This is a genomic window from Nitrospira moscoviensis (assembly GCF_001273775.1).
Taxonomy (GTDB): Bacteria; Nitrospirota; Nitrospiria; order Nitrospirales; family Nitrospiraceae; genus Nitrospira_D; species Nitrospira_D moscoviensis.
On record NZ_CP011801.1, the window covers coordinates 665647 to 680083 of the forward strand.

Genomic DNA, 14437 nt, shown 5'->3' on the forward strand with positions numbered 1-14437 from the left:
GCAGCGAGCCGTCGCGCACATCAATCTTGCTGTGAAAGCATCTGTCTCGTTTCATCCAAGTGCTTCTGTAGGTAGACCATGAACGGCGTGCCGCCGGTGCCGACCGCCGTCGGGTTGCTCGTATGGGTCTGATGCTGGCGGTGGATGTAGCTGTCCGCGTAGCCGATGTGGATTTCGCGGAACTGGGCCAACAAGTCGACGCACGCGCCATAGGCGGTCCAAAGCTCGGGGCGGTGGGACTTGCGGTCACGGACATAGCCGGAGAGCAACGGCCGGCCACGGTCATCGATCTGGCTCTCTAAGGCATGGAGAAACGCGCGGTGGCGCGGCGGCATGTACTCCCGCATCTCCTGCAGATAGACGGTCAAGGGATCGGGCGCGTGACTGATGCCGAGCCCTGCGTCGAGGCAGGGCACGATGGAGCTTTGTGCGCCGGTTTCGCCACGGAACTGCCGAGGTTGTCCGCCATGGGCGGCGACGCCTTCGTAGGTCAGGCCGTTGGGCAGCGACGGATTATTCTTCCAGCCATGGATGTACGGCCTCACCCGGGTGTAGTAGACATAGGGGTCGCAGCGTTCTTTCATGCGCCGCAATGTGTCGCGCATGGCGGCTTGAGCGGCAGCCAAGGCCTGCAAACCCTGCACAACCTCGTCGTCCTTCCCTTCCATCGCTCCGTTCATGGCCCGCCGTAAGCCTGCCAGACCGGGCCCCGCTTGCCGTTCGATCTGAATGTGAACCACGACGAACCACTCTTCGTCGAGTCCGCCGAGGAAGTTCTGCAGCAGGACGATGTTGTCGAGCTGAACCGGCTTGGTTCGATCGAGGCGACGCCAATTGTCGAGCGCATAAGAGGCGTAGGAGAGCACCGGCGGCCGGCCAAGCCGCTGTGCCACCTCATACCAGGGTCGCGCCAACTGCGGCGGCAGCGTGACGGCCGGTTGCTCCGGCACCTCCCACACATACGCATGGCCGGCGAACGACAAAATCCGCATCGCTGCGCGATAATCCTCATCTCGCCAGTCGCTTGGAACGGAAGGCAAGAGCGAGCGCTGCTCGTCGATGAACCGCCGGACCATGCGAGCGCTCAACAACTTCGGCAACTCGCGGCCCAACTGGTTCAGCGTGTCGCAGTCAGGGAGATGATCGCAAGGGTCCGGCGGAAGGAACCCGCGGTCGGGAGAAATGTCGTAATCGGCGAGCGACAGAGAATGGAAGGTGATCGATCTCACAGGAGCCTCCGGTATGAGCAACCCGGGCGCCTGTCGTTACTGTACCACTCCTCAGCTAGATTTCAATCGAACCTTCTTGGAAAGGCCGCTCAATAGCCGGCCTTTCCCTTTCTTGGGAAGAAACGCTCTTACGTTCCCATCTCCCAGCTCGCCAGATACTTCTCTTGTTCCTTCGTCAGCTTGTCGATGCTCACGCCCATGCCGGCGAGTTTGAGGCGGGCGATTTCTTTGTCGATGGCGGGCGGAACCGGGTAGACCTTCTTTTCGAGCATCTTGTAGTTCTTCACGATGTACTCGGCGCCGAGGGCCTGGTTGGCGAAGCTCATGTCCATGACGCTGGAAGGATGGCCTTCGGCCGTCGCGAGGTTCACCAGCCGGCCTTCGCCGAGCAGGCTCACCCGGTGGCCGTTCTTGAGGGTGAACTGTTCGACGCCGGTGCGGATGATCTTGCGCTTGCGGGCTAACTTCTCCAACGCCGGAATATCCAACTCGACGTTGAAGTGGCCGCTGTTGCAGACGATGGCGCCGTCTTTCATGGCCGCGAAATGCTCGCCGCGGATCACATGGATATTGCCGGTGACGGTCACGAAGAAGTCGCCCACCGGCGCCGCCTGTTCCATGGGCATGACGCGGAAGCCGTCCATGACCGCTTCCAGCCCTTTCAACGGATCGATTTCCGTCACGATCACGTCGGCGCCCATGCCCTTGGCCCGCATCGCGATGCCGCGGCCGCACCAGCCGTAACCCACGACGACGACGACCGAGCCGCAGACCAGGCGGTTGGTCGCCCGCACGATGCCGTCCATCGTGGATTGCCCGGTGCCGTACCGGTTGTCGAACATATGCTTGGTGTCCGCATCGTTGACCGAGATGACCGGGAACTTGAGGACTTTCTTTTCCGCCATGCTGCGCAGGCGGATGACACCGGTGGTGGTCTCTTCCGTGCCGCCGATCACGTTCCTCAATAGATCTTTCCGTTTGGAATGCAGATGCGAGACCACGTCCGCGCCATCGTCCATCGTGACATGCGGGCGATGGCCGATCGCCGATTCGATATGGCGATAGTAGGTCGTGTTGTCTTCTCCTTTGATCGCGAACGTCGGGATACCCTCGTGCTGGACCAACGCCGCGGCCACGTCGTCCTGCGTGCTGAGCGGATTCGACGCGCAGAGTCGGACGTCCGCCCCGCCGGCCTTGAGCGTGATCGCCAGATTCGCGGTTTCTGTGGTGACGTGGAGGCAGGCCGTGACGCGCACACCCTTGAGCGGCTGCTGCCGCTGAAAGCGCTTCCGGATCAGCCGCAGCACCGGCATGGTGGCTTCCGCCCATTCGATCTTCAATTTGCCCTGATCCGCTAGCTTAATGTCCCGCACGTCGTAATCCACGGAAACCTCCAGTGAAGTGATGAGTGACGAGTTGTCAGAAAAAAGGGGACGGGCTCTGTAGAATCCGTCCCCTTCTTCGTAGCTTCAATCTGAACCTGGCCGAATTACAGGCCTGCGTCTTTGCGCAACGCTCTCACCTTGTCGGTCTTTTCCCAGGTGAACTCCGGCTCGTTGCGCCCGAAGTGCCCGTACGCGGCCGTCTTGCGGAAAATCGGCCGGCGGAGCTTGAGATGCTCGATGATGCCGCGCGGCGTCATCGGGAAATGTTTGCGGACCAGCTTGTCGAGGTTGTCCACCGATACCTTCTCGGTGTTCTTGGTATCGACGAGCACGGAGACCGGATCGGCCACACCGATCGCATAGGCCAACTGTACCTCGCACTTATCCGCCAAGCCGGCGGCGACGATGTTCTTCGCGATATAGCGGGCCATGTACGACGCCGAACGGTCCACCTTCGTGGGATCCTTGCCCGAGAAGGCGCCGCCGCCATGGCTGCCGTGGCCGCCGTAGGTGTCCACGATGATCTTGCGGCCGGTGAGCCCGGTATCCCCCATCGGCCCGCCCACGACAAAGCGGCCGGTCGGGTTGATGTGGTGCTTCACGCCGGTCGGATCGTAAAGGCCCTTCGGCATGACGGGCTTGATCACCTGCTCCATGATGCCGCGCTCGATTTCCCGATTGGTGACGTCGGGGCTATGTTGCGTCGAGACGACGATGGTGTCGATGCGGAACGGTTTGCCGTTCTTGTATTCGACGGTAACTTGGGACTTGCCATCCGGTCGCACCCAAGGAAGGATTTTCCTCTTGCGGACTTCGGCCAGCCGGCGCGTCAGACGGTGAGCCAGCACGATGGGCATGGGCATCAGCTCGGCGGTCTCGTTGGTGGCATAGCCGAACATCAGCCCCTGGTCGCCGGCACCTCCCGAGTCGACCCCCATGGCGATATCGCCCGACTGCTGGTGAATCGAGGTCAGGACGGAGCAGGTATGGTAGTCAAATCCCCACGAGGCGTCGCAGTAGCCGACGTCTTTGATCACGTCCCGGATGATGTCGGGGATTTCCACATAGGCCTTGGTGGAGATTTCCCCCGCCACGAAGGCGATCCCGGTGGTGAGGATCGTTTCACAGGCGACGCGGGAGAACTTATCCTGCGCGATAATGGCGTCCAATATGCCGTCCGAGATCTGGTCCGCAATCTTGTCCGGATGGCCTTCGGTAACGGACTCGGAGGTAAACAGATAGTTGTTTCTCATTCCCGCTCTCGCTCCCTTTGGTTCGGGGTTTAACGCTGGCCGTCGCGGTTTGACCGGCAGTGAGAACCGGTCGACAGATACGGCATAGCAGACTGTTCGAAGTGTAGCGGAGTCGGTGAGCCCTTGTCTATTACTTCGATGGTAGGGGACGGCCCACCGTTTGCTTGACAGCGGTTTTCAGCCGCTTGTAAGATGACCAACTTTCCGCGCGGTTAGACTCCCCAGACAATCCAAACGCAAGTCCAGGGACGTAGAGTTTGGAGGTATCGACCGTGCGTAACCCATAAAGCGAGCGAAGAGCTTCATGAACGGTCAGCCAGACGCCCTACCGGAAGAGCCAGTCGCTCAGCAGACGTCGCCCCGCCTGGGATGGGAGGAATTCTCCCGCGAACTGGTGGAATTCTTTGCCTCGATCAAGTTAGCCATCTTCCTCTTTCTGTTCCTGGCCATTACCGCCACGATTGGCACGGTGATCCAGCAGGGTGAGCGGCCGGAAGTCTACGTCCAGGAGTACGGGGAAAACGCGTATCGGTGGTTCCTTCGGCTTGGATTGACCGATGTCTATCACACCTGGTGGTTCACCAGCCTGCTGGGTCTCCTCTGTATCAACTCCCTTACCTGCTTCTACAAGCGCTTTCCCGCCGTCTGGCGGTCGATGAAGCAGGACAAGGTGGGAGTGTCCCTCGCCTTCATCAAGAACATGAAGCAGCAGGCGGAGCTGTCCGTCCGGAACACCAAGGAGTCGGTCGCGCAGCGCCTTCTGGAGCATTTTGTATCCAAAGGCTATCGGGTCCTGGCCAAGAACGAACCGGGGGAGGTCACCGTCTACGCGACGAAGGGGGTCATGGGGCGGGTGGGGGCCCATATGGCGCACCTGAGCGCGACGGTCATCGTGTTCGGCGGCCTGCTCGGCACCTATTACGGCTTCCAGGAGTTCGGCGTCTGTCTGGAGGGCCAGACTTACCATATCCCGCGCGGCAACTTCGATTTGAAGGTCGAAAAGTTTTGGATCGATTATCATGACAACGGCTCCGTCAAGTCCTACAACAGCACGCTGACAGTCCTGGACGGCGGCCAGCCGACGGTCACCAAAACCATTACGGTGAACGATCCGCTCGTCTACAAGGGTATCTGGTTCTATCAGTCCAGCTACGGGGATTCGTGGGACCAGATAGAAATCGCCCGGGTGAACATCAAAGACAAGGCCTCCGACAAGGTGTTGAAGACGATCGATCTGGAGTGGCAGAAGGAACAGAGTCTGCCGGATCTGAATCTGAAGCTCGCCGTCACCGATTTCGTCGCCGACTTCGCGTTCAATTCCACCGAGAAGAAGGTCTTCTCAAAAACCGTCGAGCACGCGAATCCGGCCGTCAAGCTGGCCATCCATGAACGGGGGGCCGTGCAGGCCACGCCCTGGATCTTTCAGCAGTTTCCCGATTTGTTCGAAATCAAAGATTCGCAGTATCAATTTGAGCTGGTAGGCTACAAGCCCAAGAAGTTCACCGGCCTGCAGATCGCGAAGAATCCGGGGATCAATGTGGTATGGACCGGCTGCACGATGATCGTGGTGGGCATCACGCTCTCGTCGTTCATCTACCATCGCCGGCTGTGGGCGAAGATCATTCCCGGACAAGATGGGATCGTCACGGTCCATATCGGCGGGACGACGCATAAGAGTCAGATCGATTTCCAGAAGGAATTCCGGAAACTGACCGAAAAAATACAGACGTTTCATGCGTAAGACCGCCGACGCGCCCGGGTGGCTCTTGGGGTATGCTCTTGCGGTATGATAAGCAGCGGAGCGGATAGACGGAGGACGGTATGATGCGATCACTCTTCCTGTTCGATATGACCTTCTGGCTCTACTTGGCGGCGCTCGCCCTCTACATCGCCTATCTGTTCGCCCGTCGCCCCTCGATGGCGCTCGCGCCGGCCGGTCATCCGACCGAGGATTTTGACGAGCGCGACGGGGTGTGGGCCACTCAGCTGGGGCAGGTCGCCACGCTGGTGACCGTATTCGGCTGGATGATGAATACGGCGGCGTTGTTGACCCGGGCCTTCGAGCGTATGGAGTATAGCGGGACCTTCGCGCCCTGGTCCAACCAGTTCGAAGCCATGGCCTACGTCTCGTGGGCCATCATCCTCGGCTATGTCCTGTTGGAGCTGCGGTATAAGATCAAGGCCATCGGCGCCTTCGTCGTCGGCATCGGCTTCATCGCCATGGGAGCGGCCTCGTTGTTGCCCTACCGCTACCAGACCGCCGATCCGTTGGTGCCCGCCCTCAATAGCTACTGGATTTACATTCACGTCTCGGTCACGCTGACGAGTTATGCCGCGTTTGCGATGGCGGGTGGATTAGGGCTGATGTACCTGTTCAAAGAGCGGGCGGAGCAGCGGGGCAGTCAATCCCGTTTCTATGCGGCCTTTCCCGATTTGGAAACGATCGATGAGTTGGGATACAAGGCGATCATGATCGGGTTTCCGTTATTGGCCTTCGGGATCATCCTCGGCGCCATGTGGGCCAACTATGCCTGGGGCGGCTACTGGAGCTGGGATCCCAAAGAAACCTGGTCCTTGATCGTCTGGCTGATTTACGGCGCCTATATCCATGCGAGAATGACCAGAGGATGGGAGGGCCGGAAAGCGGCCATCTATGCCGTGTTCGGATTTCTGATGGTCATTTTCTGCTTCTGGGGCGTGAATTTCTTGCTGTCGGGTCTGCACGCCTACGCGTAAACCGCGTGACCTTGCGCTCAGAGGGGTCACCATGTCTGAACCGATCACGTCCACTTCAACAACGATCCACGAGCCGCCGAAAGGCGGCTCGCGCGCCGTGATCCTGGTCGTCGGGGCGTTGGTGCTGGCCCTCACATTCGTCATCGTCTGGCTGCAGAGCGCCAAGTACGAGCCGTTGGTGGTCGGCAAGGAGGCGCCCGATTTCGTCCTGACCGATCTAAACGAGAAAACCCACCGCCTGTCCGACTTCCGGGGCAAAGTGGTGTTCCTGAATTTCTGGGCCACCTGGTGCGCGCCCTGCCGCGAGGAAATGCCGTCGATGGAGGTGCTGTACAAGAATTTCGAGAAAGACGGCCTGGTCATGTTGGCCGTGAGCATCGACCGGGTGACGACCACCAAAGACATCCCGCCATTCGTGAAAAGCCTGAACCTGACGTTCCCTGTGCTCATCGATTCTTGGGGAAAGACGGACAAACCGTACAAGCGGAAGGGCGTGCCGGAAACGTTCATCATCGATCAGCAGGGCATCATCCGGGAGATCGTCATCGGGCCGAGGGATTGGACGAGGATCGATAATCTGAAAACACTGACGACGCTCCTCAACGTGACGCCCAAGACGGCCAAGTCCGTCGTCCCCGCCGTCGCTTCGATCAAGGATCCGTCATGAAACCCGCCCTGTACCTGTCACTGCTGCTCATGATGGTGGTCACGGACTGGAACTTGAGCGCCGGCTGGCTTCAGGCCCGGGCGGCGGAGAGGCAGGGATCGGCGGTGGCGGACCGCGGAGTCGTGAAGGTCGGTGACGAAGCGCCGAACTTTCAGTTGCGGGATCTCGCCGGAAATCTGGTCAGTCTGTCCCAATTGCGCGGGAAAATCGTCCTGCTGAATTTTTGGGCCACCTGGTGCGGCCCCTGCCGGGTCGAAATGCCGGCGATGGAGCAGCTCTACCGCGCGTTTCCGCGGAAAGAGTTTGAAATTCTCGCCGTCTCCACCGATCCGCAAGGCGCGGCCGTGACCCGGCCGTTTCAACAGAAGATGGGGTTCACGTTTCCGATCCTCCACGACTCGGAGTATCGCGTGGGCTTGGCCTATGGAGCGCGCACGCTGCCCATGACCTTCATGGTGGACCGCCAGGGCGTGATCCGCCAGAAGATTTTCGGGGCGCGCGATTGGGATTCCCCCGAAGCCCGCGAGCTCATCCAGACGCTGATGAAATCGTAGCCATGACGCAGTCGCTTCCGCAGATCTCACTCATTGCCGCCTTCTCGGCCGGGCTGCTGTCGTTCGTCTCGCCCTGCGTCCTGCCGTTGGTGCCCTCGTACATTTCGTATATCACCGGTCTGTCGGTGGAACAGCTCACCGATGAACGCGAACGAAGCAGGTTCAAGAAGGCGATCGTCTTGAACGCCCTGCTGTTCATCGCCGGATTTTCCTCCGTCTTCATCGCGTTCGGCGCGTCGGCCAGCTTTTTAGGCCAACTCCTCATCACCTACCAGGATCACATTCGCCGCCTCGGCGGAGTGCTCATCATCATCTTTGGTCTCTATCTGCTCGGGGTGCTGAATTTGAATTTTCTGAAGATGGAGCACCGCTACCAGTTTCGAAATCGTCCGGCCGGTTATGTCGGCTCGTTCCTCATCGGGGTCGCCTTCGCCGCCGGATGGACGCCCTGCGTCGGCCCCGTATTAGGATCGATTCTTCTCTATGCCAGCACCACCGATTCGCTCATGAGCGGGGTCGTGCTGCTGACGTTCTATTCACTGGGATTGGGCTTGCCGCTCTTCCTGACGGCCTTGGGAGTGGACCGGTTTCTCGCGTATTTCAGGGAAGTGCGCGCCTATCTCTGGGGCGTTTCAACCGTCAGCGGAGTGCTGCTCCTGGTCGTCGGCGTGATGATTTACGCGAACTCGCTCACCATGATCACCAGCTTCCTCGAACGCTATGGGATCGGCTGGTACCTCGGACAATAGCGCGCTGCTGAAAACGGCTCCCAACTGCGTTCTCGGCTCGCTACAATCCTCAACGTACCCCTGAGGGTACGCCTCCGGTTGCAGCTCGCCTCCGGCCTTGTTGGATAGCCATTTTGAGCAGCGCCATTCGGCGCCCTCTTACGAGGGGAACTCAGCACCACGCGCCGATGCGGCAAGGAGTAAACGCTTGGCCAAGGGCGTTCGCGGAAGGCAGACGGAGAGTCCCCGAAGGAGCGGAGACCACAGGCAAGTCTGCTAGTGAGGGACCGTTCCCGGCGCCGGCGGTCGGGCCGATGTCGGAAAAGGCGACGGACGCATCCGATTTTTTCGCCACCAGCACGCCCTTCTGGGCACCGCCGAGTTTTGCCAACAGGCTCGTGCTGTCCTTTTGAGCTTTGCTGCCGGGATATTTTTCCGCCAAGAGGAGCAAATTGTCCCGCGCCCAGTCGTCCGCTCCGAGCTCATGGTAGCTCATCGCCAGGTAATAGAGCGCGTCGGGCGCCACCGGCTTGTCGGGGTAGCTCTTCATGATCTGCTCGAACCGGTGGGCGGCGGCCAAATACGACCCGCGGCGATAATAGAATTGGCCGACGAAGAGATGGGCCTGCGCGAGCCAGTCGTGACATTCCTGAATCTTTTGCTGCGCCTGAGTCTCGTATCGGCTCCCGGGAAAATCCCGCCGCATCCGTTCCAAGGCGGCGATGGCCTTGTTCATGGGATCCGGATCGCGATCGATGCTTTTGGCCATCTTGAAATGGGTTTCCCCGATTCGGTAGGCCGCATAGGGGGCCAGGATATGGGTGCGGTGCAGATCCAGGAAGTGGTTGTACTCCACCAGGGCTTCGGCGTATTCCTCCTTCTCGAAGAAGGCTTCGCCCCGCTTCATGATGACGTTGGGGTCGTAATTCTTTTCGATCGTATCGCCCAGGAAGATCTGTTCGTCCGTTCCGCCGACGGCCTTTTTAGCGGTGGCCTGTTCTTTAGGCGTGCTGGAGCAGGCGACGGACACAACTAGGGTGGCGGCCAGGTACAAGCAGGTCTTGAGCAGGCGCATGCCTACGAGTGATAGCAAGATTCCCGCCCAAAAGCAACGTGGGGAAGACTTCGGTTGACCCGCCTGTCGGTGCTCCCTATAATCGCCGCGCATCTTTTTGCATGTTAAGAACGGTCGTAAGCTCGGATCGGCGCCGAACCATGATACGAAGCAGAATCCTGGGAACCGGCAGCTATTTGCCAGAGCGGGTGATCTCTAATGAGGAGGTCGCCCGCCCTCTGGGGCTTGCCCCGGATCGAATCCACCGGCTGACGGGCATCCATGAACGGCGCCGGGCCGCCCCCGATGAAGCTCCCTCCGATATGGCGGCGGCCGCCGGACTACGGGCGCTGCAAGCGGCCGAGTGCGGCGCATCCGCGATCGACGCCATCGTGCTCTCCACCACGTCGCCCGATATGGCCTTCCCCTCGACGGCCTGTCATGTGCAGCGGAGGTTGGGGTGTCGCGGGGTGGGGGCCTTCGACGTGGCCGCTTCTTGCTCGGGGTTTCTATATGCGCTTTCGATGGCGGACGCGATGATCCGCAGCGGACAGGCCGCCACCTGTCTGGTGGCGGCGGCGGAAGTCAAGTCCCGGTCTATGGATCCGACCGATGGCGCGACCGCCATGTTATTCGGCGATGGAGCGGGAGCGGTCGTGCTTCGTGGCGAGAAGGCCGACTCTCCACGGGCGTCCGGCATTCTGGGGATTCGATTGTACGCGGACGGGTCGCAACATGAACTCATCCGAGTCTCCGCCGGAGGCTCCCGGCGGCCGGCCAGCCAAGAGACCCTCGCCGCCGGCGCCCATGCGCTCCGCATGCAGGGCGCTCCCTTGTTCCGGGTCGCGATCCGACGGATTGAGCAGGCTGTGCACGACACGCTGAAGGAGTTCGGCGTGCGCCTCGAAGAGCTTGCGCAGGTGGTCCTGCATCAGGCCAACGGCCGTATCTTGGCTCAAGTCGCCGAACGCCTCGGCGTGCCGCCTGACCGGCTCGCGTCCGTGATCGATCGGTATGGCAATACCTCGTCGGCCTCGCTCCCCATCGCGCTGGATGCAGCGGTGCGCGGAGGCAAGGCGGCGGCCGGCGACCTGGTGCTGCTGGGCAGCTTCGGGGGAGGCCTGACCTGGGCGGCCGGGTTGGTGCGGTGGTAGGGGCGAGTCTGTAATCCGGCTGTAACACCGGCATGCGACAAGAGCGGCGGGTCCCGGCCAAGGAGTTTCGAGCGTGATGTTCGGCTTGATCCCGAAAGAGGAAGCGTTCTTCGAGCTGTTCAAAAAGGCGGCTCACAACATGATCGAAGGCAGCCGCCTGTTGAAGGACATGATGGAAGACTTCCGCGATCCGGCGGACAAGGCGAAACGGATCAAGGAGGTCGAGCATGTCGGAGACGGCATCACGCACGACATCGCGACCCGGTTGAATCAGACTTTCATCACGCCGATCGACCGCGAAGACATTCACGATCTGGCGAGCGCGCTCGACGACATTCTGGACGCGGTCGAGGCCGTCGCCGACCGGTTCGTGATCTACAAAATCACCAGGCCGACCGATTCGGCCATCCGGCTGGCCGATATTCTCTATCGCGCGTCGGTCGCCGTCGGCCGCGGCGTCGATCGCGTCAATCTCTCGCACGCCCAGATCAACGAATGCAGCGTCGAGGTGAACAGCCTGGAGAACGAGGCGGACCGCGTGTCGCGCGACGCGATCTCGGGGCTCTTTGAAAAAGAAACCGACCCCATCGCGGTGATCAAGTGGAAAGAGATCTACGAAACATTCGAGGCGGGCACCGACCGCTGCGAGGACGTCGCCAATATTCTGGAGCGCATCGTCCTGAAACACCACTGAACCCGCAGTGATGCGTGATGGGTGAACAGTGATGAGAGGAACCGAGTGCATGTCCGACACGCTTCCGAATTCCGCTTCATCACTCATCACGCATCACGCGTCACGCATCACACTATCCCATGCCTGACCTCGCCGGACTCCTTCTCCTCACGGTCGTGCTGGCGCTCCTGTTCGATTTCTCCAACGGGTGGCACGATTGCGCGAACGCGGTGGCGACGGTGGTTTCGACGCGCGTGCTGAGCCCGCTGGCCGCGGTCGTCCTGGCGGGCGCGCTCAACGTGGCGGGAGCCTTTTTCTCCACCGCCGTGGCCAAGATGATCGGCGGGGGGATCGTCTTCCCCGACGCCATTACCAATCACGTGGTCGCCTCCGCGCTGGCCGGCGCCATCTTGTGGAATCTCTTCACCCTGATCCTGGGGCTCCCCACCAGCTCCTCGCATGCTTTGATCGGCGGCTTGGTCGGCGCGGCCGTCGCGCACGGGGGCTGGTCGGTCGTGCAGTTCAAGGGGTTGCGCGCGATTCTGGAGGCCATGATTCTGTCGCCGCTGTTCGGCTTCGGCGTCGGCTTTCTCATCATGCTGGGCGTGAGTTGGGTGTTCTTCCGGGTGCCGCGGGGCATCGCGACCAAGATCTTCAGCCGCCTCCAATTGGTCTCCGCGAGTTTCATGGCCTTCAGTCACGGGGCCAACGACGCGCAAAAGGCCATGGGCATCATTACGCTGGCGCTCGTGGCATCCGGACAGCTGTCCACCGCCGAGGTGCCCACATGGGTCATTGTGGCCTGCGCGCTGGCGATGGGCCTGGGCACGGTCGTCGGCGGGTGGCGGATCATGCGCACGCTGGGCATGCGCATCGTGAAACTGGAGCCGGTGCACGGGTTTGCGGCGGAGACGGGGGCGGCGAGCGTCTTATTGTTCACGGCGCATTTCGGCCTGCCGGTGAGCACGACGCACACGATCACGTCGTCCATCCTGGGCGTCGGAGCGACGCAGCGGCTGTCGGCGGTGCGCTGGGGCGTGACGACGAAAATTCTGTCCGCCTGGATTTTTACCTTTCCGGGAGCCGGCTTGCTGGGAGCGGGGGTTTACGCGGTGTTGGTCTCGGTGAGTTGAGCGGCGAGGCGTGATGGATGTCGAAGCGGCAGCCGCACCACAAAGCGGCTGCCTTGCGGCTGCCGGCCTTCCACCCATACCTGCCCTCCGTGTCCCTCCACGATGTGCTTGACGATCGCGAGCCCCAGTCCCGTCCCGCCCAGCTCGCGCGAGCGGGCTTTGTCCACGCGATAGAAGCGTTCGAACACCCGCGGCCGGTCCTGCTCGGGAATGCCGATCCCGGTATCGCTGACGCTCAGCTCCAAGGCCCGATGCTCCGGTAAGGCCCGCGCCGGCTCAGGCACCAGGCGCGCCGCGACCGTGATCATCCCCCGCTCGGGCGTGTACTTCACGGCATTATCCAGCAGGTTCGTCAGCACTTGGACCAGCCGGTCTTCGTCGCCGGCGATCGGCGGCAGCCGGTCGTCCAACTCGGTCACCAGCCGATGCCCCTTCTTGTCGGCGATGGGCTTGATCATGGACAACGTGCGCTCGACCACGCTGCGAATGTCGAGGGGATCTTGCTTGAACGACACCCGGCCGGACTCGATTTTTGACAGCTCCAGCAAGTCTTCGAGAATGAGGTTCAGCCGGTCGCTTTGCTTGAGAATGATGTCCAGGAACTTGTTGAGCGCCTCGGGGTCGTCCTTCGCGCCGTCCAGGAGGGCTTCGACGTAGCCTTTGATCGATGTGAGCGGGGTGCGCAGCTCGTGCGACACGTTCGCGACGAAGTCTTTGCGGATTTTTTCCAGGCGGCGCAATTCCGTGATGTCGTGGAACACCAGCACGGCGAAGGCCTCGTTTTCGCGCTCGCCGCCGGCCACCGAGGCTTCGATGTGCAGGCAGCGGCCGCTGGGGGGCAGCAGGATTTCATCTTCGCGATTGGTGCGTGTCGCCAGAATCGCCGACACCAGCTCGTTCAATCGCTCGTGTGGAAACACCTCGGCGCAGGAACGCCCCCGCGCCTCCGCCCGGGTGACGCCAAACATCCGTTCGAGCGCCGGATTCACCTGCAGCACGTGGCCGCGATAGTCCAGGACCATCACGCCCTCCACCATGGACGTCAACATGGCGAGCAGCTGTGCCCGGTCTTCGGACAGTTCCGCGATCTTCGCATGGAGCTGGTCCGCCATGTCGTTCAAGGTGGCGGCGAGGAGGCCGACCTCGTCGTGCGCGTCGGTGGCGATGCGGATGGTCCGCTCGCCGGCGGCGAGCTGTTGCGCCGCCCGCGCGATGTTCGAAAGCGGACGCGTCAAGCTGCGTGCGAGCCACACGCTCAATGAGACCGCCACGCCGAACGCGGCACCCAATGCGAGGATGAGGTTTTGCTGCAGCTTGGCGACTTCCCGGTCCAACAGGGTCATCGGAAGACCGGCGCGTACAAAGACCGGCGGCGCCCCGGCCGGCCTGCTCATCGCGACCGCGCGATACATGGTCCGTTCGCCGGTGGTCTGGCTCGCCCTGATATCCTGCCCTTGTCCCGTCGCCGCCGCCTGCTGGATTTCCGGCCGCGAGAGATGGTTTTCCACGGCGGGGAGATCGGCCTCCCGCACCGCGCTGTCGGCCAGAACGGTCCCGTCGGCCGCTACGACGGTCACGCGCGCGGACGCCCGTTCGGCGAGCTCGCGCGCGACCGCTTGGAGCGTCGATCGTTCCGGCGGCGACGAGGCCTCGAACAGCGGCCGGAGCCCGAAGTCGACCAACTTGGTTCTTGCGTCGAGCACCTCACTGAGCTGAGCGATCTCCTGCTGCTGGAGCGATTGAATGGCGAGGATGCCGGCCAAGACCAGGCCGCAGGCCACCGCGACGAGTGTGGCGAGGGTGACTTTCCAGCGGATGGAGAGGGTCATGGATCAGTGATGGGTAATGGGTGATGAGTGATGAGGTGAAAA

General features: G+C 61.6%; 13 protein-coding genes. 8 read left to right on the top strand and 5 right to left on the bottom strand.

Annotated elements, in window-relative coordinates; translation table 11 throughout:
- Nucleotides 1–20: 20 nt before the first annotated feature.
- The 3 genes from NITMOv2_RS03245 to metK all read right to left on the bottom strand — a co-directional run bounded on the left by NITMOv2_RS03245 (nt 21) and on the right by metK (nt 3867).
- A complete protein-coding gene (locus NITMOv2_RS03245) occupies nt 21–1229 on the bottom strand; it encodes a PrnB family protein (protein WP_202967306.1) in 1209 nt (402 codons plus the stop codon).
- A 128-nt stretch (nt 1230–1357) separates the two neighbouring features.
- On the bottom strand, nt 1358–2614 hold the full coding sequence (gene ahcY, locus NITMOv2_RS03250; RefSeq protein WP_053378527.1) for an adenosylhomocysteinase: 1257 nt from the start codon (nt 2612–2614) through the stop codon (nt 1358–1360).
- A 104-nt stretch (nt 2615–2718) separates the two neighbouring features.
- Nucleotides 2719–3867 carry a methionine adenosyltransferase gene (gene metK, locus NITMOv2_RS03255; protein WP_053378528.1) on the bottom strand — a complete coding sequence of 383 codons (1149 nt, stop codon included), beginning with the start codon at nt 3865–3867 and terminating at the stop codon, nt 2719–2721.
- Nucleotides 3868–4171: 304 nt separating this feature from the next.
- On the opposite strand from metK, the gene resB reads away from it, so the two are divergent.
- The 5 genes from resB to NITMOv2_RS03280 all read left to right on the top strand — a co-directional run bounded on the left by resB (nt 4172) and on the right by NITMOv2_RS03280 (nt 8573).
- Nucleotides 4172–5608 (top strand): cytochrome c biogenesis protein ResB, encoded by a 1437-nt coding sequence (gene resB / locus NITMOv2_RS03260; protein WP_053378529.1) that lies wholly within the window; start codon nt 4172–4174, stop codon nt 5606–5608.
- Between the two features lie 80 nt (nt 5609–5688).
- Nucleotides 5689–6603: a c-type cytochrome biogenesis protein CcsB gene (gene ccsB, locus NITMOv2_RS03265; RefSeq protein ID WP_053378530.1), complete on the top strand. Its 915-nt coding sequence runs from the start codon at nt 5689–5691 to the stop codon at nt 6601–6603.
- A 31-nt stretch (nt 6604–6634) separates the two neighbouring features.
- A complete protein-coding gene (locus NITMOv2_RS03270) occupies nt 6635–7270 on the top strand; it encodes a redoxin domain-containing protein (protein WP_053378531.1) in 636 nt (211 codons plus the stop codon).
- Nucleotides 7267–7824, top strand: coding sequence for a peroxiredoxin family protein (locus tag NITMOv2_RS03275; RefSeq protein WP_053378532.1), 558 nt, complete (start codon nt 7267–7269; stop codon nt 7822–7824). The genes NITMOv2_RS03270 and NITMOv2_RS03275 overlap by 4 nt, the downstream gene beginning before the upstream one ends.
- A gap of 2 nt (nt 7825–7826) precedes the next feature.
- Nucleotides 7827–8573: a cytochrome c biogenesis CcdA family protein gene (locus NITMOv2_RS03280; protein WP_053378533.1), complete on the top strand. Its 747-nt coding sequence runs from the start codon at nt 7827–7829 to the stop codon at nt 8571–8573.
- A 151-nt stretch (nt 8574–8724) separates the two neighbouring features.
- Here NITMOv2_RS03280 and NITMOv2_RS03285 read toward each other — a convergent pair whose 3' ends face one another.
- Complete coding sequence (locus tag NITMOv2_RS03285; RefSeq protein ID WP_053378534.1) at nt 8725–9627, bottom strand: outer membrane protein assembly factor BamD; 903 nt, start codon at nt 9625–9627, stop codon at nt 8725–8727.
- Between the two features lie 140 nt (nt 9628–9767).
- On the opposite strand from NITMOv2_RS03285, the gene NITMOv2_RS03290 reads away from it, so the two are divergent.
- The 3 genes from NITMOv2_RS03290 (at nt 9768) to NITMOv2_RS03300 (ending at nt 12566) form a co-directional block, all read left to right on the top strand.
- On the top strand, nt 9768–10760 hold the full coding sequence (locus tag NITMOv2_RS03290; RefSeq protein WP_053378535.1) for a 3-oxoacyl-ACP synthase III family protein: 993 nt from the start codon (nt 9768–9770) through the stop codon (nt 10758–10760).
- 76 nt (nt 10761–10836) lie between these two features.
- A complete protein-coding gene (locus NITMOv2_RS03295) occupies nt 10837–11454 on the top strand; it encodes a DUF47 domain-containing protein (protein ID WP_053378536.1) in 618 nt (205 codons plus the stop codon).
- A 119-nt stretch (nt 11455–11573) separates the two neighbouring features.
- Nucleotides 11574–12566, top strand: coding sequence for an inorganic phosphate transporter (locus tag NITMOv2_RS03300; protein ID WP_053378537.1), 993 nt, complete (start codon nt 11574–11576; stop codon nt 12564–12566).
- On the opposite strand, the gene pnpS is transcribed toward NITMOv2_RS03300, so the two are convergent.
- Entirely contained in the window at nt 12539–14395 is a 1857-nt protein-coding gene (gene pnpS, locus NITMOv2_RS03305; RefSeq protein WP_053378538.1) for a two-component system histidine kinase PnpS, read from the bottom strand. The two genes, NITMOv2_RS03300 and pnpS, sit on opposite strands and share 28 nt — an antisense overlap.
- Between the last annotated feature and the right edge of the window lie 42 nt (nt 14396–14437).

What these genes read in the sequence shown, in the direction of transcription:
- metK (WP_053378528.1), bottom strand. Translation starts at nt 3,867, where the DNA reads ATGAGAAACAACTATCTGTTTACCTCCGAGTCCGTTACCGAAGGCCAT.
- resB (WP_053378529.1), top strand. Translation starts at nt 4,172, where the DNA reads ATGAACGGTCAGCCAGACGCCCTACCGGAAGAGCCAGTCGCTCAGCAG.
- ccsB (WP_053378530.1), top strand. Translation starts at nt 5,689, where the DNA reads ATGATGCGATCACTCTTCCTGTTCGATATGACCTTCTGGCTCTACTTG.
- NITMOv2_RS03270 (WP_053378531.1), top strand. Translation starts at nt 6,635, where the DNA reads ATGTCTGAACCGATCACGTCCACTTCAACAACGATCCACGAGCCGCCG.
- NITMOv2_RS03275 (WP_053378532.1), top strand. Translation starts at nt 7,267, where the DNA reads ATGAAACCCGCCCTGTACCTGTCACTGCTGCTCATGATGGTGGTCACG.
- NITMOv2_RS03280 (WP_053378533.1), top strand. Translation starts at nt 7,827, where the DNA reads ATGACGCAGTCGCTTCCGCAGATCTCACTCATTGCCGCCTTCTCGGCC.
- NITMOv2_RS03285 (WP_053378534.1), bottom strand. Translation starts at nt 9,627, where the DNA reads ATGCGCCTGCTCAAGACCTGCTTGTACCTGGCCGCCACCCTAGTTGTG.
- NITMOv2_RS03290 (WP_053378535.1), top strand. Translation starts at nt 9,768, where the DNA reads ATGATACGAAGCAGAATCCTGGGAACCGGCAGCTATTTGCCAGAGCGG.
- NITMOv2_RS03295 (WP_053378536.1), top strand. Translation starts at nt 10,837, where the DNA reads ATGTTCGGCTTGATCCCGAAAGAGGAAGCGTTCTTCGAGCTGTTCAAA.
- NITMOv2_RS03300 (WP_053378537.1), top strand. Translation starts at nt 11,574, where the DNA reads ATGCCTGACCTCGCCGGACTCCTTCTCCTCACGGTCGTGCTGGCGCTC.
- pnpS (WP_053378538.1), bottom strand. Translation starts at nt 14,395, where the DNA reads ATGACCCTCTCCATCCGCTGGAAAGTCACCCTCGCCACACTCGTCGCG.